Source organism: Streptomyces sp. NPDC003032 (assembly GCF_053591415.1).
Map to the genome: position 1 here is coordinate 305226 of NZ_JBSFTT010000001.1, position 17447 is coordinate 322672.

Here is a 17447-nt window from a genome sequence, read left to right on the forward strand (position 1 = left end):
GCCTGGCGGAACGAACTCTGAGGGATGCCTCAGAGAATTACTTGGCCTTCTCGAGGATCTCGACGATGCGCCAGCGCTTGGTCGCCGACAGCGGACGCGTCTCCATCAGGAGGACGCGGTCGCCGACGCCGGCAGCGTTCTGCTCGTCGTGCGCCTTGAGCTTGTTCGTACGGCGGATGACCTTGCCGTACAGCGCGTGCTTCACACGGTCCTCGACGGCGACGACGACGGTCTTGTCCATCTTGTCGCTGACGACCAGACCCTCACGGGTCTTGCGGAATCCGCGGTCAGTGTTGGTCTCAGTCACGTTGTTCTCGCTCATCAGGCGCTCTCCACCGTCTCGATGCCCAGCTCGCGCTCACGCATCAGGGTGTAGATCCGCGCGATGTCCTTACGGACGGCCTTGAGCCGACCGTGGTTCTCGAGCTGACCCGTCGCCGCCTGGAAGCGGAGATTGAACAGCTCTTCCTTGGCTTCGCGAAGCTTGTTGAGAAGCTCCTCGTCACCCAGCTCGCGCAGCTCGGACGCCTTGGTACCGGCCGACATCACGACTCACCTGCCTCGCGCCGGACGATACGGCACTTCATCGGAAGCTTGTGAGCAGCGCGGGTAAGCGCCTCACGAGCAATCTTCTCGTTCGGGTAGGACAGCTCGAACATCACCCGACCCGGGTGAACGTTCGCGACCCACCACTCGGGCGAACCCTTACCGGAACCCATGCGGGTCTCGGCAGGCTTCTTGGTCAGCGGGCGGTCCGGGTAGATGTTGATCCAGACCTTGCCGCCACGCTTGATGTGGCGGGTCATCGCGATACGGGCCGCCTCGATCTGGCGGTTGGTCACGTACGCCGGCGTGAGGGCCTGGATGCCGTACTCGCCGAACGCAACCGTCGTACCGCCCTTGGCCTGACCACGGCGCTTCGGGTGGTGCTGCTTGCGGTGCTTGACCCTACGGGGGATCAGCATTTCGGTCAGGCCTCCGTTCCGGTGCTCTCAGCCGGAGCGGCAGCGGCGGCGGGAGCGTCGGCCTTGGGGGCCTCGGCAGCCGGCGCGGACTGCTGCTGCGGCTTGCGGCCGCGGCCGCCACGCTCGCCACCACGGCCACCACGGGCCGGGCGGTCGTTGCCGCCACCACCACGGGCCGGGCGGTTACCCGCACGGGCCGCGGCGTTCTCGGCACGGACCTCGGCGATGTTCTTGACGTCGCCCTTGTAGATCCAGACCTTGACGCCAATACGACCGAAGGTCGTCTTGGCCTCGAAGAAGCCGTAGTCCACGTTCGCGCGCAGCGTGTGCAGCGGCACACGACCCTCGCGGTAGAACTCGGACCGGGACATCTCGGCGCCGCCGAGACGGCCACCACACTGGATCTTGATGCCCTTGGCACCGGCCTTCATCGACGACTGCATGCTCTTACGCATGGCGCGACGGAAGGAGACGCGGGAGGACAGCTGCTCCGCCACGGCCTGGGCCACGAGCTGAGCGTCGACCTCGGGGTTCTTGACCTCGAGGATGTTCAGCTGGACCTGCTTGCCCGTGAGCTTCTCGAGGTCGCCGCGGATGCGGTCGGCCTCGGCGCCACGGCGGCCGATGACGATGCCGGGACGCGCGGTGTGGATGTCCACACGCACACGGTCACGGGTGCGCTCGATCTCAACCTTCGAGATGCCGGCGCGCTCCATGCCGGACGTCATCATCCTGCGGATGGCGACGTCTTCCTTGACGTAGTCCTTGTACAGCTTGTCGGCGTACCAACGGGACTTGAAGTCCGTGGTGATACCGAGCCGGAACCCGTGCGGGTTTACCTTCTGGCCCATTACCGGGTTCCTTCCTTGCTGCTGACGACCACGGTGATGTGGCTGGTCCGCTTACGGATCCGGTAGGCACGGCCCTGAGCACGCGGACGGAACCGCTTCAGGGTCGGGCCCTCATCCACGTACGCCTCGCTGATGACCAGCGAAGAGGCGTCGGAGTGGTCGTAGTTGTGCGCGGCGTTGGCAATGGCGCTGTCCAGCACCTTGCCGACCGGCACGCTCGCGGCCTGCGGGGCGAAACGCAGGACCGCCTGAGCCTCCGTGGCATCCATGCCACGGATGAGGTCCACCACGCGGCGGGCCTTCATGGGCGTGACGCGGATGTACCGCGCCTGGGCCCTGGCTTCCATGGTTGTCCCTTCGGTGTTAGTCATAGTCGTTCCACCCCGCGCTAGCGGCGCTTCGACTTCCGGTCGTCCTTGACGTGGCCGCGGAAGGTGCGAGTCGGCGAGAACTCGCCGAGCTTGTGGCCGACCATCGCCTCGGTGACGAACACCGGGATGTGGGTCTTGCCGTTGTGCACCGCGATCGTGTGACCCAGCATGCTGGGAATGATCATCGAGCGACGGGACCAGGTCTTGATGACGTTCTTGGAACCGGCTTCGTTCTGGACGTCCACCTTCTTTACGAGGTGGTCGTCGACGAAGGGCCCCTTCTTGAGACTGCGCGGCATCTAAACCCGCTCCTAGCGCTTCTTGTTCGACTTGCGGCGACGGACGATGTACTTGTTGCTCGCCTTGTTGCGATCACGAGTACGACCCTCCTTCTTGCCCCACGGCGAGACCGGGTGACGTCCACCGGAGGTCTTGCCTTCACCACCACCGTGCGGGTGGTCGACCGGGTTCATCACGACACCACGCACGGTCGGGCGGACGCCCTTCCAGCGCATGCGGCCGGCCTTGCCCCAGTTGATGTTCGACTGCTCGGCGTTGCCGACCTCGCCAATCGTGGCGCGGCAGCGGACGTCGACCAGGCGGATCTCACCGGACGGCATGCGAAGGTGCGCCATGGCGCCTTCCTTCGCGAGCAGCTGCACGGAGGCACCCGCGGAGCGGGCGAACTTCGCTCCGCCGCCGGGCCGCAGCTCGATGGCGTGGATGGTCGTACCGACCGGGATGTTGCGCAGCGCCATGTTGTTGCCGGGCTTGATGTCGGCGCCAGGGCCGTTCTCAATCCGGTCACCCTGCTGCGTGCCGCGCGGGGCGAGGATGTAGCGCTTCTCGCCGTCCGCGTAGTGCAGCAGCGCGATGCGCGCGGTGCGGTTGGGGTCGTACTCGATGTGCGCGACCTTGGCCGGCACACCGTCCTTGTCGTGACGACGGAAGTCGATCACACGGAAGGCGCGCTTGTGTCCGCCACCCTGGTGGCGAACGGTGATCCGACCGGCGTTGTTACGGCCGCCCTTGCTGTGCAGCGGGCGAACCAGCGACTTCTCCGGCGTGGACCGCGTTACCTCGACGAAGTCGGCGACGCTGGAGCCACGACGGCCCGGCGTAGTCGGCTTGTACTTGCGGATTCCCATTTCTCAGTCCTCGTCCGATATTCGGACCAGGGCACTCCGTTAGGAGGCCTGGCCGAAGATGTCGATACGGTCGCCCTCAGCAAGGGTCACAATCGCGCGCTTGGTGTCGGCACGCTTGCCGAAACCAGACTTGGTGCGCTTGCGCTTGCCCTGACGGTTGATCGTGTTGACCCCGGTGACCTTGACCGAGAAGACCGCCTCGACGGCCTGCTTGATCTGGGTCTTGTTGGAGCCGGGGGCCACGATGAACGTGTACTTGCCCTCGTCGAGCAGCGCGTACGACTTCTCGGAGACGACCGGCTTGACGAGGACGTCGCGCGGGTCCGAGAAGGACTTGCTCAGCGGGGTGGGCTCAACAGCGATCTTGCCCTCGGTCGCGATGCGCTTCGCCTTGGCGACACGCGCGGCCTTGGCGGCCTTCGCAGCCTTGGACGCGATGCTCTGGTGACGGATAGCCATCAGGCTTCGCTCCCTTCGGTCTCATCGGCCTTGGGGCCAGACACGAAGGACTCGAAGGCGGCCTTGGTGAAGACCACGTCGTCCGAGACGAGCACGTCGTACGTGTTCAGCTGGCCCGGCTCCAGGATGTGCACCTGGGGCAGGTTGCGGGCGGAGAGCAGCGAAAGCTCGTCCGAGCGCTCGACGACCAGGAGCACGTTCTTGCGCTCGCTGACCTTGCCGAGCAGGCTCTTGGCGGCCTTCGTGGAGATCTCGCCCTCGACCACGCCGGAGACGACGTGGATGCGGGAGTTGCGCGCCCGGTCGGTGAGGGCGTGACGCAGAGCGGCAGCCTTCATCTTCTTGGGAGTGCGCTGCGAGTAGTCGCGCGGCTGCGGGCCGTGGACGACGCCACCGCCGGCGAACTGCGGCGCACGGGTCGAACCCTGGCGCGCGCGGCCGGTGCCCTTCTGGCGGTAAGGCTTGCGCCCACCACCACGGACTTCGCCGCGGGTCTTGGTCTTGTGCGTGCCCTGACGGGCCGCGGCCAGCTGCGCGACGACGACCTGGTGAAGCAGCGGGATGCTGATCTTCTCGACGTCGAAGATCTCCGCGGGGAGCTCGACCGTCCCGGTCTTGTCGCCTGCCGGCGAAAGGATGTCAATGGTGCTCATGGGTTACCTCAGGCCCCCTTGGCCGCGGTACGGACCAGGACGAGGCCGCCGTTCGGACCAGGGACCGCGCCCTTGATGAGGAGCAGGCCCTTCTCCGCGTCAACGGCGTGGACGGTCAGGTTCTGGGTGGTGACCCGCTCGTTGCCCATGCGACCCGCCATGCGCATGCCCTTGAAGACACGGCCGGGGGTGGCACAGCCACCGATGGAACCGGGCTTGCGGTGCACGCGGTGCGCACCGTGGGAGGCCTTGCCGCCGTGGAAGTTGTGACGCTTCATCACACCGGCGAAGCCCTTGCCCTTGCTCTTGCCGGTGACGTCGACCTTGATACCGGCCTCGAACGTCTCGGCGGTCAGCTCCTGGCCGAGGGTGTACTCGCTGGCACCAGCGGTACGGATCTCGACGAGGTGGCGACGGGGGGTCACGTCGGCCTTGGCGAAGTGACCCTTGAGGGGCTTGTTCACCTTGCGCGGGTCGATCTCGCCGAAGGCGATCTGGACCGACTCGTAGCCGTCGCTGTCATTCGTACGGACCTGGGTAACGACGCAGGGCCCGGCCTTGACCACGGTCACCGGGACGACACGGTTGTTCTCGTCCCAGACCTGGGTCATGCCGAGCTTCTCGCCCAGGATGCCCTTGATCTGCTTGGTCATCTTCTCCGCGCCCTTCAGAGCTTGATCTCGATGTCAACGCCGGCCGGAAGGTCCAGGCGCATCAGCGAGTCAACGGTCTTGGGCGTCGGGTCGAGGATGTCGATCAGACGCTTGTGCGTGCGCATCTCGAAGTGCTCGCGCGAGTCCTTGTACTTGTGCGGCGACTTGATGACGCAGTACACGTTCTTCTCAGTGGGCAGCGGCACCGGGCCCGCGACCGACGCACCAGTGCGAGTCACCGTCTCGACGATCTTCTTCGCCGAAGAGTCGATGACCTCGTGGTCGTAGGCCTTGAGCCGGATGCGGATCTTCTGTCCCGCCATGGCTACTTAGTAGTCCTTTGTCTCGAACGCTCTGACCCCCGGAAGGCCCTTTTTTCTACTTCCTCCGACCCACGCGGTCGGGCGTGTCGCAGTCCCGCTCACACAGATCTCCCGAAGGATTTCCCTGCTAGGGGCTGCGGCCCGGATGACCGCGGGTCCGGGGGAAGAAACCCACCGGGCGCCTGGCCGAGCCTCCGTGCTGTACTTCCCGAAAGATTCCCGTACGTCCGCCACAGTGCTGCCTTACGGCAGGTGAGGCGACGAGTACTGTGGGACTCGCTTCCAGTCCTCCCGGCGGGAGGCGCACAGCATCGGCACTCAGCCGAGCAACCTGAACAGTGTGCCATACGGGGCATGCCGGGGGCCAATCGGGCCGAAGATCGTACCCGGTGGGTGACGAGGATCAAACCCGGGGTGCGGCAGGCCGGCCGTCCCGCCGGTCTCAGAACGCCTGCAAGTAGACCCGCGCCCGATCGGACCCGAGTGTCTGGACGTGGATCTCGATCCACTGCACCTTCTTGCGGCGGTCGTCGTTCACGCACGGCGGGCATACGCCTGCCCAGCGCGTTCCCTTCAGGGTCTGCGGCTCCGCCAGCCCCAGGTGCCCGAAGAGTTCGGCCTTCGGCGCGGCCTCGTTCCTGCGCGCCTTGAGAGGCTCCTCGGAGTGCAGGGTTGCCGCGATGCCCTCGGCATCCTTCTCGCCGGTAACGAAGGAGAGGAGATAGACGTCCTCCTGCGGGTTGACCTGAACGGCGCCTCTGACCTCGGCGGCACCCTTGGGCACCGCCACATTCATGAAGGCTGAAGATTCAACCGCGCCTGCCTCCTGGTCCCAGTGCCAGTCACGCCCTTCGGTCACCTGGCGGTCACCCGCGTCCGGGACGGAACACGCGGAGAGGAGAAGGCCGACAGCCAGCGCCGCGACGAAACACGCACCACGTTTGGTCTTCACCGGTTCTCCTCGTCGCCGCGGGAGACGTCCCCACGGGTGCCTTCGCGTCCCTGGTCCGGCGGGTTCGCCGTGGGGGGCGCATCGCTGTTCAGGTCGTACGTATAAGTCGAGCTGCTGCCCCGCATGTCGAATTCCCGGGCGAGTCCCGTGGTGTGCAGGCGCCCCATCTCGGAATCCGGGATCACCACGCCGCCAGGAAAGGTCGTCGACTTGCCGGAGTCCCAGTTGTACCGGTCCCATACGTTGACCTGGTAGTCGAGAGAGACCTGCGGCTTACCGCTCTCACCAGGGCTGACGGTGACCATCCCGGAGACGTTCTGCTGGTGCGACCCCACCGCGTGGAACCACTCGTCGTTCTCGAATGTCCGACCGGCCGCCGCGCTCTCCACCGGCACGACCACCGTCTTGTCACCGCCGGCCTTCTCGAATGCGTTGAGTCCTTGTTCGCGCCATGCGTCCTGGTTCCCGGCGACATGGAGTGCTGTGACTTTGTCGCGAAAATCCGAGTCGTCCCGCAGGATGCGGTCGACGTCCAGATCCAGCGGTTCACCCGTGGCGGCCAGATAGTGCTCCATGTTGCGCGACGCCGCGTTCTCACCGGTGAAGTCCCCACCAGCCGCGATGGCCTGCGCCCGAACCAGGTACCAGAGATCCTTGGCTGTCGACTCCTCCGAGTCGAAAGCGCCGGAGCCCTCGTCCGGCGCGCGCCATTGGTAAAGCGGACTCATGATGCCCGCCTTTCGCAGCGCGTCCCCCTTCTCCTGCAACAGGATGCCGCGAGTGACCGGGTCGAGATCCCGCCACCACTCAGCGATCTTGGCCTTGTCCTGCGGGATGTGCTGCGCTTTGGCCGTCTCTTCCAGGGACGGGTACGGGCTGGGCATCGCGTCCCGATTGAAACCGGCGACCGTGCCGTCTTGAAGGTTCGAGTCCTTCATCGCGGCGGCAAGGGCCAGCTTGAGGCCCTCGTCCGCGTCGTTGACCGCCCGCACGGCCGCCTCGAGTTGTTCGGTCCAGCCCTGCGCCGCCTTGCGGGCGCTGTCCTGGTAACCCGGGTCATGCGCGTAGGCGGTATACGTGCCGCTGTCGAGCTTGGACGTGTCATAGGCCACGACACCGAGCTCCGACACTCTCATGCCGTCCTTCACGGCCTCGGCCCTGACGTGATCGATGTTCTTCCGCAGCCTGGTGAATTCCGCACGGGCGTCCCGGAGCAGTTTTGCGACGGCCTTCGCCTCGCTACGCGCACCTCGGAACTCCTGGAGGGTGGCGCCGAAGCGCGCGGCACCCGCGTTCGCGCTCACCCCCACCCACGTGTCGCGGAGCGAGATGCCGTGCACCTGCTTGTCGTAACTGCCGGCGAGCCTGGCGAAATCCTCGGCCATGGCGTCCCAGTCGTCAGCGGCCGTGGTGAGCTTCGAAAGGTCGGTTCCCATGATCTCGTAATACGTCGCCACGGGCTGGCTCCTTCGGGCCGAGACGAGGTTCGGGATGTGCGAGCAGTAGAAGCGGTCAGTCAGTACGAGTCCAGGGCAGAAGATCTCCGGATCCCGAGATCCACCCCCGCTTCCGTCCCCTGGAACAACGTGTTGGTGGCCCGGAGCGCTGCCTTCTCCGACCCGAGCCGGTTCATCAGCGTCGTGAGCTGCTCACTCCACGTCTTGCGTGCGGACTGCAGAGCAGGCCCGGTGAGCCACCCCTCGCCACCGTGCGGTCCGAACTCCTTGGCAGCCGCGCCCGTGCTCTCCCGAGCCCGGGTACCAGCCTTGCGGGTGTCCGGCTCCAGGTGCTTCTCGATCGCCTCGGCTGCCGCCTTCTTCTCCGCGGGCGTCGAGGCGAGATCCTTGCCTCGAGGAGTGCCACCGCCCCCACCGAGGGAGGGCAGATGGTTCAGTCGCATATGCCGGGCCGGCCCCGTAGATCCGCGCGTCGATTCCCCATCCATCACTGTTCCTCCCCCGAGCGTGATCACTGCCTGCCGGCTTTACGGTAGCCGCGCCCGGGCCGACGGAGAAGAACGGCAAGGAACGAACGCCGACCGTCATTGCGCCCTCTCACCCGCACGGCAAGCACGCAAAAGGGCCCGCACGACCGAGGTCGTACGGGCCCTCCCGTTACTGCATGTACTGCGATGCGCTCAGTTCAGAGCGACCGGGTCTCCCCGATCCGCCGGGTCTCCCCGATCCGCAAGCAAGCGGGAAGCTTACTTGTTGATCTTGGTGACCTGGCCGGCGCCGACGGTCCGGCCACCCTCGCGGATGGCGAACTTCAGGCCCTCTTCCATGGCGACGGGCTGGATGAGCTCAACGGTCATCTCAGTGTTGTCACCCGGCATGACCATCTCGGTGCCCTCGGGGAGGGTCACGACGCCGGTCACGTCCGTCGTACGGAAGTAGAACTGCGGGCGGTAGTTGTTGAAGAACGGGGTGTGACGGCCACCCTCGTCCTTCGACAGGATGTAGGCCTGGGCCTCGAACTCGGTGTGCGGCGTGACCGAACCGGGCTTGATGATGACCTGGCCGCGCTCGACGTCCTCGCGCTTGATGCCACGGAGGAGCAGACCGACGTTCTCACCGGCCTGGCCCTCGTCGAGCAGCTTGCGGAACATCTCGATGCCGGTGACCGTGGTGGTGGTCTTCTCCTGCTTGATACCCACGATGTCAACGGTCTCGTTGACCTTGAGGATACCGCGCTCGATACGACCGGTGACGACGGTGCCACGACCGGTGATCGTGAAGACGTCCTCGATCGGCATCAGGAACGGCTTGTCGACATCACGCTCGGGCTGCGGGATGTTCTCGTCGACGGCGGCCATCAGGTTCAGGACCGACTGGCCCCACTCCTTGTCGCCCTCGAGCGCCTTGAGCGCCGAGACCTTGACGACCGGCAGGTCGTCGCCCGGGAACTCGTACTCGGAGAGGAGCTCACGGACCTCGAGCTCGACGAGCTCCAGGATCTCCTCGTCGTCCACCATGTCGGCCTTGTTCAGGGCGACAACGATGTACGGAACGCCGACCTGGCGGGCCAGGAGCACGTGCTCCTTGGTCTGCGGCATCGGGCCGTCGGTGGCGGCGACCACGAGGATCGCGCCGTCCATCTGCGCGGCACCCGTGATCATGTTCTTGATGTAGTCCGCGTGACCGGGGCAGTCGACGTGGGCGTAGTGACGCGCCTCGGTCTGGTACTCGACGTGCGCGATCGAGATCGTGATACCGCGCTGGCGCTCCTCGGGAGCCTTGTCGATCTGGTCGAAGGCCGAGGCCTCGTTCAGGTCGGGAAACGCGTCGTGCAGCACCTTGGTAATGGCGGCCGTGAGGGTCGTCTTACCGTGGTCAATGTGACCGATGGTGCCGATGTTGACGTGCGGCTTAGTCCGCTCGAACTTTGCCTTCGCCACTGGGTCCTCCTGCGGAGTGGTTCTGTACGCCTTGCTTCATCGGCGCCAGGTGATCTTTGCTGGGAAGCCAGCCGCCGGGGTTCTTGCCCTACGGGGTCGAACCCCGGCGGATGGTGTCAAGCCTAAAGCGTGAACTGGGGTGAGTTACTCGCCCTTGGCCTTCGCGATGATCTCCTCGGCGACGTTCCGCGGAACCTCGGCGTAGGAGTCGAACTGCATTGAGTAGCTTGCGCGACCCGACGTCTTGCTGCGGAGGTCTCCGACGTAGCCGAACATCTCCGAGAGAGGCACGAGGCCCCTCACGACGCGAGCGCCGCTGCGCTCCTCCATGGCCTGGATCTGGCCACGGCGGGAGTTGATGTCACCGATGACATCGCCCATGTAGTCCTCGGGCGTGGTGACCTCGACGGCCATCATCGGCTCGAGCAGCACGGGGCTGGCCTTGCGGGCGGCCTCCTTGAAGGCCTGCGAACCGGCGATCTTGAAGGCGAGCTCGGAGGAGTCGACCTCGTGGTAGGCGCCGTCGAGAAGCGTGACGCGGACGCCCGTCATCTCGTAGCCCGCCAGGATGCCGAACTGCATGGCCTCCTGCGCACCGGCGTCCACCGACGGGATGTACTCCCGCGGGATACGGCCACCGGTGACCTTGTTCACGAACTCGTACGAAGCGTCGCCGTCCACGATCGGCTCGATCGCGATCTGCACCTTGGCGAACTGACCGGTACCACCGGTCTGCTTCTTGTGGGTGAAGTCGACGCGCTCGACGGCCTTGCGGATCGTCTCGCGGTACGCCACCTGCGGCTTGCCGACGTTCGCCTCGACGCGGAATTCGCGCTTCATGCGGTCGACGAGCACCTCGAGGTGGAGCTCGCCCATACCACCGATGATGGTCTGGCCGGTCTCCTCGTCCGAGTGAACGCGGAAGGAGGGGTCCTCCTCCGAGAGGCGCTGGATGGCGACACCCAGCTTCTCCTGGTCGCCCTTGGACTTCGGCTCGATGGCGACCTCGATGACCGGCGCCGGGAAGTCCATGGACTCCAGGATCACCGGGTTCTTGTCGTCGCTCAGCGTCTCACCGGTGGTGGTCTGCTTCAGGCCCATGACGGCGACGATGTCACCGGCGCCCACCGACGCGATCTCCTCACGCTTGTTCGCGTGCATGCGGTAGATCTTGCCGATGCGCTCCTTCTTGCCCTTGACGGAGTTCAGCACCGCGGTGCCGGCCTCCAGGCGACCGGAGTAGATCCGGACGAAGGTGAGCTTGCCGAGGTGCGGGTCGCTCGCGATCTTGAACGCGAGGGCCGACAGCGGCTCGTCGTCGGACGGCTTGCGCTTGACGACCAGCTCCGGGTCCTTGACGTCGTGGCCCTCGATGGCCTCGACGTCCAGGGGAGACGGCAGGTAGCGCACGACCGCGTCGAGCAGGGGCTGAACGCCCTTGTTCTTGAACGCGGTGCCGCAGAACACGGGGGTGACGGTGGTGTCGCCGCCCTTGCCCGACGCGATGGTGATGCGACGGATCGCCGCGTACAGCTGCTCCTCGGTGGGCTCCTGGCCCTCCAGGTACAGCTCCATCATCTGCTCGTCGTTCTCCGCGACCGCCTCGAGCAGCTTGCCGCGGTACTCCTCGGCAGCCTCGGTGTGCGTGTCGGGGATGTCGACGATGTCGTAGGCCTCGCCCATCGCGGTCTCGGCGGACCAGACGAAGGCCTTCATCGTGACGAGGTCGACGACGCCCTTGAAGTCAGCCTCTGCGCCGATGGGCAGCTGCATGACGATCGGGGTCGCACCGAGGCGGTCGACGATCATGTCGACGCAGCGGTGGAACTCGGCACCGGTGCGGTCGAGCTTGTTGACGAAGCAGATACGCGGGACGCCGTAGCGGTCCGCCTGACGCCACACGGTCTCGGACTGGGGCTCAACACCGGCGACGCCGTCGAACACCGTCACGGCACCGTCGAGCACACGGAGCGAACGCTCTACCTCGACGGTGAAGTCGACGTGGCCCGGGGTGTCGATGATGTTGATGGTGTGGTCGACGTCGTTCAGCGGCCAGTGACAGGTGGTGGCAGCAGAGGTGATCGTGATGCCACGCTCCTGCTCCTGCTCCATCCAGTCCATCGTGGCGGCGCCGTCGTGGACCTCGCCGATCTTGTACGAGACGCCGGTGTAGAAGAGGATCCGCTCGGTGGTGGTCGTCTTGCCCGCGTCGATGTGGGCCATGATGCCGATGTTGCGCACCTTGGCCAGGTCAAGTGAAGTGGTAGCCATATCGGCTCAGTCTTCTCTCGGTCTCGATGGGGGTAGCGACTACCAGCGGTAGTGCGCGAAGGCCTTGTTGGACTCGGCCATCTTGTGGGTGTCCTCGCGCTTCTTCACAGCGGCACCGAGGCCGTTGGAGGCGTCGAGGAGCTCGTTGAGCAGACGCTCGGTCATGGTCTTCTCGCGACGGGCGCGGGAGTAACCGACGAGCCAGCGCAGGGCGAGCGTGTTCGCACGACCCGGCTTGACCTCGATCGGGACCTGGTAGGTCGCGCCACCGACACGGCGGGACTTGACCTCGAGGGTCGGCTTGATGTTCTCGAGCGCGCGCTTGAGGGTGATGACCGGGTCGTTGCCGGTCTTCTCCTTCAGGCCCTCCATGGCGCCGTACACGATGCGCTCGGCGGTGGAGCGCTTGCCGTTCAGCAGCACCTTGTTGATGAGGGAGGTCACCAGAGGAGAACCGTAGACCGGGTCGATGATGACCGGGCGCTTCGGGGCGGGGCCCTTACGAGGCATTCTTACTTCTCCTTCTTGGCGCCGTAGCGGCTGCGGGCCTGCTTGCGGTTCTTGACACCCTGGGTGTCGAGGGAACCGCGGATGATCTTGTAACGAACACCAGGCAGGTCCTTCACACGGCCACCACGCACGAGCACGATGGAGTGCTCCTGCAGGTTGTGTCCCTCACCCGGAATGTAGGCCGTGACCTCGATCCCGGAGGTCAGACGCACACGCGCGACCTTACGGAGGGCCGAGTTCGGCTTCTTCGGGGTGGTCGTGAACACACGCGTGCAGACGCCGCGGCGCTGGGGCGAACCCTCGAGTGCGGGCGTCTTGTTCTTCTCGACCTTGTCCTGCCGGCCCTTACGGACCAGCTGCTGGATCGTAGGCACTACTTCTCCGGTTTCTGTGTGCCGAATAGTAAAGCTAACCTGAAACGTCACCGACCCACGCGGTCGGGTGTGTCGAATCCTGCTGACTCCCGCCGTGAGGCAAGGAGGGGCGCGGATTACGGTGGCCGTTGACGGACTCGCGATGCGGTTGAAGACACGCGCACGAGCCCAGGCACACCCCAGGCACAAGGTCTGAGCGTACCTACCTCATCGGGTTCGGTCAAAACAAATGCGGTGGGGCCCGACACGCCGGACATCTGGACGAATCAGAAGCGCCGCAAAGGGCCTTGATCAATTCCACGTCCGCTTGGTCTTCGGGCCGGAGCGAGGACGAAGCCCAGGGACGGGCAGGGCGGCCACGGAGAGCGCGAGCCACGGCTTGCCCTCGTCGCCGTACGGGGGGATCGCGTACGGCCCGTAGAGGACCGTGGAGACGGCCATGCGCCATGGGCGAGGCCCGCGCCACGCGAGGCCCAGCGGAATTCAGCTCAGCCGGCACGCCGAAGGGCGGCCACCCCTTTCGGGATGACCGCCCTTCAACGTAAGCCTTACTGGTTGTACGGCCCGTAGTCGTAGTCCTCCAGCGGAACAGCCTGGCCGGAGCCCGTGCCGAACGGCGAGTAGTCGATGTCGTCGTAACCGACGGCCGAGTACATCGCTGCCTTGGCCTCCTCGGTCGGCTCCACCCGGATGTTGCGGTAGCGGGACAGACCCGTACCGGCCGGGATGAGCTTACCGATGATGACGTTCTCCTTGAGGCCGATGAGGCTGTCGGACTTGGCGTTGATCGCCGCATCCGTCAGGACTCGGGTCGTCTCCTGGAAGGAGGCGGCCGACAGCCAGGATTCCGTCGCCAGCGAGGCCTTGGTGATACCCATCAGCTGCGGACGGCCGGAGGCCGGGTGGCCACCCTCCGTCACGACGCGACGGTTCTCGGTCTCGAACTTCGAGCGCTCGACGAGCTCGCCCGGCAGCAGCTCCGCGTCGCCGGACTCGATGATCGTCACGCGGCGCAGCATCTGCCGGATGATGATCTCGATGTGCTTGTCGTGGATCGACACGCCCTGGCTGTTGTAGACCTTCTGGACTTCGCCGACCAGGTGGACCTGGACCGCGCGCTGACCGAGGATCCGCAGCACGTCGTGCGGGTTGGTGGCACCGAAGGTGAGCTTCTGGCCCACCTCGACGTGGTCACCCTCACGCACGAGGACCTTGGCACGCTTCGAGATCGGGAAGGGAGTCTCGTCGCTGCCGTCGTCCGGCGTGACGACGATCTTCTTGGTCTTCTCGGTCTCCTCGATACGGATGCGGCCTGCCGCCTCCGAGATCGGGGCGACACCCTTGGGCGTACGAGCCTCGAAGAGCTCGACGACACGGGGCAGACCCTGGGTGATGTCGTCACCGGCCACACCACCGGTGTGGAAGGTACGCATCGTCAGCTGCGTGCCGGGCTCACCGATGGACTGGGCGGCGATGATGCCGACCGCCTCACCGATGTCGACCAGCTTGCCGGTGGCGAGCGAACGGCCGTAGCAGAAGGCACAGGTGCCGACCGCCGACTCACAGGTCAGGACCGAGCGGGTCTTGACCTCCTCGACGCCGTTGGCGACCAGGGCGTCGATGAGGACGTCACCGAGGTCGACGTTGGCCGGCGCGATGACCTTGCCGTCGATGACGACGTCCTCGGCCAGCATGCGGGCGTAGACCGAGGTCTCGACGTTCTCCGTCTTGCGGAGCACACCGTCCTCGCCCTTGACCGCGATCTTCAGCTTCAGACCGCGCTCGGTGCCACAGTCCTCCTCGCGAATGATGACGTCCTGGGAGACGTCGACCAGACGACGGGTGAGGTAACCGGAGTCGGCGGTACGGAGAGCCGTGTCCGCCAGACCCTTACGGGCACCGTGCGTGGAGATGAAGTACTCGAGAACGGTCAGGCCCTCACGGAACGAGGCCTTGATCGGACGCGGGATGGTCTCGTTCTTCGCGTTCGACACCAGACCACGCATACCGGCGATCTGACGCATCTGCATCATGTTTCCTCGGGCACCCGAGTCAACCATCATGAAGATGGGGTTCGTCTTGGGGAAGTTCGCGTTCATCGCCTCGGCAACCTCGTTGGTCGCCTTGGTCCAGATCGCGATGAGCTCCTGCGTGCGCTCGTCCTTGGTGATCAGACCGCGCTCGTACTGCTTCTGGACCTTCTCGTCCTGCTCCTCGTAGCCCTTGACGATGGCCTTCTTGGCCTCGGGCACGACGACGTCGGAGATGGCCACGGTGACGCCGGAACGGGTCGCCCAGTAGAAGCCCGCCGCCTTCAGGTTGTCGAGCGTCGCCGCCACGATGACCTTGGGGTAGCGCTCGGCGAGGTCGTTGACGATCTCGGAGAGCTGCTTCTTGCCGACCGAGTAGTCGACGAAGGGGTAGTCCTCGGGCAGCAGCTCGTTGAAGAGCGCGCGGCCCAGGGACGTACGCAGCCGGAAGCTGTCACCCTGCTGGTACTCCTGCTCGCCCTCCTCGGCGACCGGCGGCGTCCAGCCACGCGGCGGGATGGTGCCCACCGGGAAGCGGATGTCGACGGACGACTGGAGCGCCAGCTCACCGGCGTCGAACGCCATGATCGCCTCGGCCGTGGAGCCGAACGCGCGGCCCTCGCCCTTGGTGTCACGCAGCTCACCGTCGGTGGTCAGGAAGAACAGACCGAGGACCATGTCCTGGGTCGGCATCGTGACCGGACGGCCGTCGGCCGGCTTCAGGATGTTGTTCGAGGACAGCATCAGGATGCGGGCCTCGGCCTGCGCCTCCGCGGAGAGCGGCAGGTGCACGGCCATCTGGTCACCGTCGAAGTCCGCGTTGAACGCGGTGCAGACGAGCGGGTGGATCTGGATGGCCTTGCCCTCGACCAGCTGCGGCTCGAAGGCCTGGATGCCGAGGCGGTGCAGCGTGGGCGCACGGTTCAGCAGAACCGGGTGCTCGGCGATGACCTCTTCGAGGACGTCGTACACGACCGTGCGGCCGCGCTCGACCATCCGCTTGGCGCTCTTGATGTTCTGCGCGTGGTTCAGGTCGACCAGGCGCTTCATCACGAACGGCTTGAAGAGCTCCAGCGCCATGGCCTTCGGCAGACCGCACTGGTGCAGCTTCAGCTGCGGACCGACGACGATCACGGAACGCGCGGAGTAGTCCACACGCTTGCCGAGCAGGTTCTGACGGAAACGACCCTGCTTGCCCTTGAGCATGTCGGACAGCGACTTCAGCGGACGGTTGCCGGGGCCCGTGACCGGGCGACCACGACGGCCGTTGTCGAAGAGCGCGTCGACGGCCTCCTGGAGCATGCGCTTCTCGTTGTTCACGATGATCTCGGGCGCGCCGAGGTCGAGAAGCCGCTTCAGGCGGTTGTTGCGGTTGATCACGCGGCGGTACAGGTCGTTCAGGTCGGAGGTCGCGAAGCGGCCACCGTCCAGCTGCACCATCGGACGCAGGTCCGGCGGGATGACCGGCACGCAGTCGAGCACCATGCCCTTGGGGCTGTTGCTCGTCTGCAGGAACGCGGAGACGACCTTGAGGCGCTTGAGCGCACGGGTCTTCTTCTGGCCCTTGCCGGTACGGATGATCTCGCGAAGCCGCTCGGCCTCTTCGTCCAGGTCGAAGGACTCCAGGCGCTTCTGCAGGGCAGCGGCGCCCATGGAGCCGTCGAAGTACGTGCCGAAGCGGTCACGCAGCTCGCGGTAGAGCAGCTCGTCGCCCTCGAGGTCCTGGACCTTGAGGTTCTTGAAGCGGTTCCACACCTCGTCGAGACGGTCGATCTCGCGCTGCGCACGGTCACGCAACTGCTTCATCTCACGCTCGGCACCTTCGCGCACCTTGCGGCGTACGTCGGCCTTGGCGCCCTCGGCCTCGAGCTCGGCCAGGTCGGTCTCGAGCTTCTTGGCGCGGGCTTCGAGGTCGGAGTCGCGACGGTTCTCGACCTGCTGACGCTCCACGGAGACATGCGCCTCCAGGGAGGGCAGGTCGCGGGTACGACGCTCCTCGTCCACGAACGTGATCATGTACGCCGCGAAGTAGATGACCTTTTCGAGGTCCTTCGGGGCGAGGTCGAGCAGGTAGCCAAGGCGCGAGGGGACGCCCTTGAAGTACCAGATGTGGGTGACAGGCGCGGCCAGCTCAATGTGGCCCATCCGCTCACGGCGCACCTTGGCGCGCGTGACCTCTACGCCACAGCGCTCACAGATGATGCCCTTGAAGCGGACACGCTTGTACTTACCGCAGTAGCACTCCCAGTCCCGGGTCGGGCCGAAGATCTTCTCGCAGAAGAGTCCGTCCTTCTCGGGCTTGAGCGTGCGGTAGTTGATGGTCTCCGGCTTCTTGACCTCGCCGTGGGACCACTGTCGGATGTCGTCCGCGGTGGCAAGGCCGATCCGCAGCTCGTCGAAGAAGTTGACGTCGAGCACTTTGTCGTCAATCCCTCTTTCGGGGTCGAGTCTCAATCATGGTCTGTACGGGTCCGGGGCAGGGCCGGGATC

Annotated in this window: 20 protein-coding genes; all 20 read right to left on the minus strand. The window is 65.7% G+C overall.

The window, feature by feature from the left end:
* Window positions 1-37: 37 nt before the first annotated feature.
* The 20 genes from rpsQ to ACWDZ7_RS01630 all read right to left on the minus strand — a co-directional run bounded on the left by rpsQ (window position 38) and on the right by ACWDZ7_RS01630 (window position 17375).
* Window positions 38-322 (minus strand): 30S ribosomal protein S17, encoded by a 285-nt coding sequence (rpsQ, locus tag ACWDZ7_RS01535; protein ID WP_451515045.1) that lies wholly within the window; start codon window positions 320-322, stop codon window positions 38-40.
* Window positions 322-546, minus strand: coding sequence for a 50S ribosomal protein L29 (rpmC, locus tag ACWDZ7_RS01540; RefSeq protein ID WP_005481220.1), 225 nt, complete (start codon window positions 544-546; stop codon window positions 322-324). Before rpmC ends, rpsQ begins: the two co-directional genes overlap by 1 nt.
* Window positions 546-965, minus strand: coding sequence for a 50S ribosomal protein L16 (rplP, locus tag ACWDZ7_RS01545; protein ID WP_030782563.1), 420 nt, complete (start codon window positions 963-965; stop codon window positions 546-548). Before rplP ends, rpmC begins: the two co-directional genes overlap by 1 nt.
* 5 nt (window positions 966-970) lie before the next feature.
* Window positions 971-1816: a 30S ribosomal protein S3 gene (gene rpsC, locus ACWDZ7_RS01550; RefSeq protein WP_451793925.1), complete on the minus strand. Its 846-nt coding sequence runs from the start codon at window positions 1814-1816 to the stop codon at window positions 971-973.
* Window positions 1816-2163, minus strand: a complete 348-nt coding sequence (rplV, locus tag ACWDZ7_RS01555; RefSeq protein WP_016645177.1) for a 50S ribosomal protein L22 — start codon at window positions 2161-2163, stop codon at window positions 1816-1818. The genes rpsC and rplV overlap by 1 nt, the downstream gene beginning before the upstream one ends.
* 41 nt (window positions 2164-2204) lie before the next feature.
* Window positions 2205-2486: a 30S ribosomal protein S19 gene (gene rpsS, locus ACWDZ7_RS01560; RefSeq protein WP_451515047.1), complete on the minus strand. Its 282-nt coding sequence runs from the start codon at window positions 2484-2486 to the stop codon at window positions 2205-2207.
* Between the two features lie 12 nt (window positions 2487-2498).
* Entirely contained in the window at window positions 2499-3335 is an 837-nt protein-coding gene (gene rplB / locus ACWDZ7_RS01565; RefSeq protein WP_451793926.1) for a 50S ribosomal protein L2, read from the minus strand.
* Between the two features lie 39 nt (window positions 3336-3374).
* Window positions 3375-3794 (minus strand): 50S ribosomal protein L23, encoded by a 420-nt coding sequence (gene rplW / locus ACWDZ7_RS01570; RefSeq protein WP_125514474.1) that lies wholly within the window; start codon window positions 3792-3794, stop codon window positions 3375-3377.
* The gene (gene rplD / locus ACWDZ7_RS01575) at window positions 3794-4447 is read right to left on the minus strand and encodes a 50S ribosomal protein L4 (RefSeq protein ID WP_451515049.1); all 654 of its coding nucleotides are present in this window, start codon (window positions 4445-4447) and stop codon (window positions 3794-3796) included. Before rplD ends, rplW begins: the two co-directional genes overlap by 1 nt.
* A gap of 8 nt (window positions 4448-4455) precedes the next feature.
* Entirely contained in the window at window positions 4456-5100 is a 645-nt protein-coding gene (rplC, locus tag ACWDZ7_RS01580; RefSeq protein ID WP_030782583.1) for a 50S ribosomal protein L3, read from the minus strand.
* A gap of 14 nt (window positions 5101-5114) precedes the next feature.
* Window positions 5115-5423 carry a 30S ribosomal protein S10 gene (rpsJ, locus tag ACWDZ7_RS01585; protein ID WP_003948644.1) on the minus strand — a complete coding sequence of 103 codons (309 nt, stop codon included), beginning with the start codon at window positions 5421-5423 and terminating at the stop codon, window positions 5115-5117.
* A 442-nt stretch (window positions 5424-5865) separates the two neighbouring features.
* The gene (locus ACWDZ7_RS01590) at window positions 5866-6282 is read right to left on the minus strand and encodes a hypothetical protein (RefSeq protein ID WP_451793927.1); all 417 of its coding nucleotides are present in this window, start codon (window positions 6280-6282) and stop codon (window positions 5866-5868) included.
* Between the two features lie 89 nt (window positions 6283-6371).
* Window positions 6372-7760: a hypothetical protein gene (locus tag ACWDZ7_RS01595; RefSeq protein ID WP_451793928.1), complete on the minus strand. Its 1389-nt coding sequence runs from the start codon at window positions 7758-7760 to the stop codon at window positions 6372-6374.
* A 131-nt stretch (window positions 7761-7891) separates the two neighbouring features.
* The gene (locus tag ACWDZ7_RS01600; RefSeq protein WP_451793929.1) at window positions 7892-8275 is read right to left on the minus strand and encodes a hypothetical protein; all 384 of its coding nucleotides are present in this window, start codon (window positions 8273-8275) and stop codon (window positions 7892-7894) included.
* A 303-nt stretch (window positions 8276-8578) separates the two neighbouring features.
* Window positions 8579-9772: an elongation factor Tu gene (gene tuf, locus ACWDZ7_RS01605; RefSeq protein ID WP_451515053.1), complete on the minus strand. Its 1194-nt coding sequence runs from the start codon at window positions 9770-9772 to the stop codon at window positions 8579-8581.
* Between the two features lie 144 nt (window positions 9773-9916).
* On the minus strand, window positions 9917-12043 hold the full coding sequence (gene fusA, locus ACWDZ7_RS01610) for an elongation factor G (protein WP_451793930.1): 2127 nt from the start codon (window positions 12041-12043) through the stop codon (window positions 9917-9919).
* A gap of 39 nt (window positions 12044-12082) precedes the next feature.
* Entirely contained in the window at window positions 12083-12553 is a 471-nt protein-coding gene (rpsG, locus tag ACWDZ7_RS01615; RefSeq protein WP_055553483.1) for a 30S ribosomal protein S7, read from the minus strand.
* Window positions 12554-12555: 2 nt separating this feature from the next.
* The gene (gene rpsL / locus ACWDZ7_RS01620; RefSeq protein WP_003948652.1) at window positions 12556-12927 is read right to left on the minus strand and encodes a 30S ribosomal protein S12; all 372 of its coding nucleotides are present in this window, start codon (window positions 12925-12927) and stop codon (window positions 12556-12558) included.
* A gap of 291 nt (window positions 12928-13218) precedes the next feature.
* The gene (locus tag ACWDZ7_RS01625; protein ID WP_451793931.1) at window positions 13219-13368 is read right to left on the minus strand and encodes a hypothetical protein; all 150 of its coding nucleotides are present in this window, start codon (window positions 13366-13368) and stop codon (window positions 13219-13221) included.
* A 107-nt stretch (window positions 13369-13475) separates the two neighbouring features.
* On the minus strand, window positions 13476-17375 hold the full coding sequence (locus ACWDZ7_RS01630) for a DNA-directed RNA polymerase subunit beta' (RefSeq protein ID WP_451515055.1): 3900 nt from the start codon (window positions 17373-17375) through the stop codon (window positions 13476-13478).
* Window positions 17376-17447: the final 72 nt, after the last annotated feature.

Excerpts from the sequence above, each read along its gene's own strand:
- rplC (WP_030782583.1), bottom strand. The coding sequence starts at position 5,100 with ATGACCAAGCAGATCAAGGGCATCCTGGGCGAGAAGCTCGGCATGACC.
- rpsQ (WP_451515045.1), bottom strand. The coding sequence starts at position 322 with ATGAGCGAGAACAACGTGACTGAGACCAACACTGACCGCGGATTCCGC.
- ACWDZ7_RS01595 (WP_451793928.1), bottom strand. The coding sequence starts at position 7,760 with ATGGCCGAGGATTTCGCCAGGCTCGCCGGCAGTTACGACAAGCAGGTG.
- fusA (WP_451793930.1), bottom strand. The coding sequence starts at position 12,043 with ATGGCTACCACTTCACTTGACCTGGCCAAGGTGCGCAACATCGGCATC.
- rpsS (WP_451515047.1), bottom strand. The coding sequence starts at position 2,486 with ATGCCGCGCAGTCTCAAGAAGGGGCCCTTCGTCGACGACCACCTCGTA.
- rpsC (WP_451793925.1), bottom strand. The coding sequence starts at position 1,816 with ATGGGCCAGAAGGTAAACCCGCACGGGTTCCGGCTCGGTATCACCACG.
- rplW (WP_125514474.1), bottom strand. The coding sequence starts at position 3,794 with ATGGCTATCCGTCACCAGAGCATCGCGTCCAAGGCTGCGAAGGCCGCC.
- rplB (WP_451793926.1), bottom strand. The coding sequence starts at position 3,335 with ATGGGAATCCGCAAGTACAAGCCGACTACGCCGGGCCGTCGTGGCTCC.
- ACWDZ7_RS01600 (WP_451793929.1), bottom strand. The coding sequence starts at position 8,275 with ATGCGACTGAACCATCTGCCCTCCCTCGGTGGGGGCGGTGGCACTCCT.
- rpmC (WP_005481220.1), bottom strand. The coding sequence starts at position 546 with ATGTCGGCCGGTACCAAGGCGTCCGAGCTGCGCGAGCTGGGTGACGAG.
- rplD (WP_451515049.1), bottom strand. The coding sequence starts at position 4,447 with ATGAGCACCATTGACATCCTTTCGCCGGCAGGCGACAAGACCGGGACG.
- rpsG (WP_055553483.1), bottom strand. The coding sequence starts at position 12,553 with ATGCCTCGTAAGGGCCCCGCCCCGAAGCGCCCGGTCATCATCGACCCG.
- rplP (WP_030782563.1), bottom strand. The coding sequence starts at position 965 with ATGCTGATCCCCCGTAGGGTCAAGCACCGCAAGCAGCACCACCCGAAG.
- ACWDZ7_RS01625 (WP_451793931.1), bottom strand. The coding sequence starts at position 13,368 with ATGGCCGTCTCCACGGTCCTCTACGGGCCGTACGCGATCCCCCCGTAC.
- rplV (WP_016645177.1), bottom strand. The coding sequence starts at position 2,163 with ATGGAAGCCAGGGCCCAGGCGCGGTACATCCGCGTCACGCCCATGAAG.
- rpsJ (WP_003948644.1), bottom strand. The coding sequence starts at position 5,423 with ATGGCGGGACAGAAGATCCGCATCCGGCTCAAGGCCTACGACCACGAG.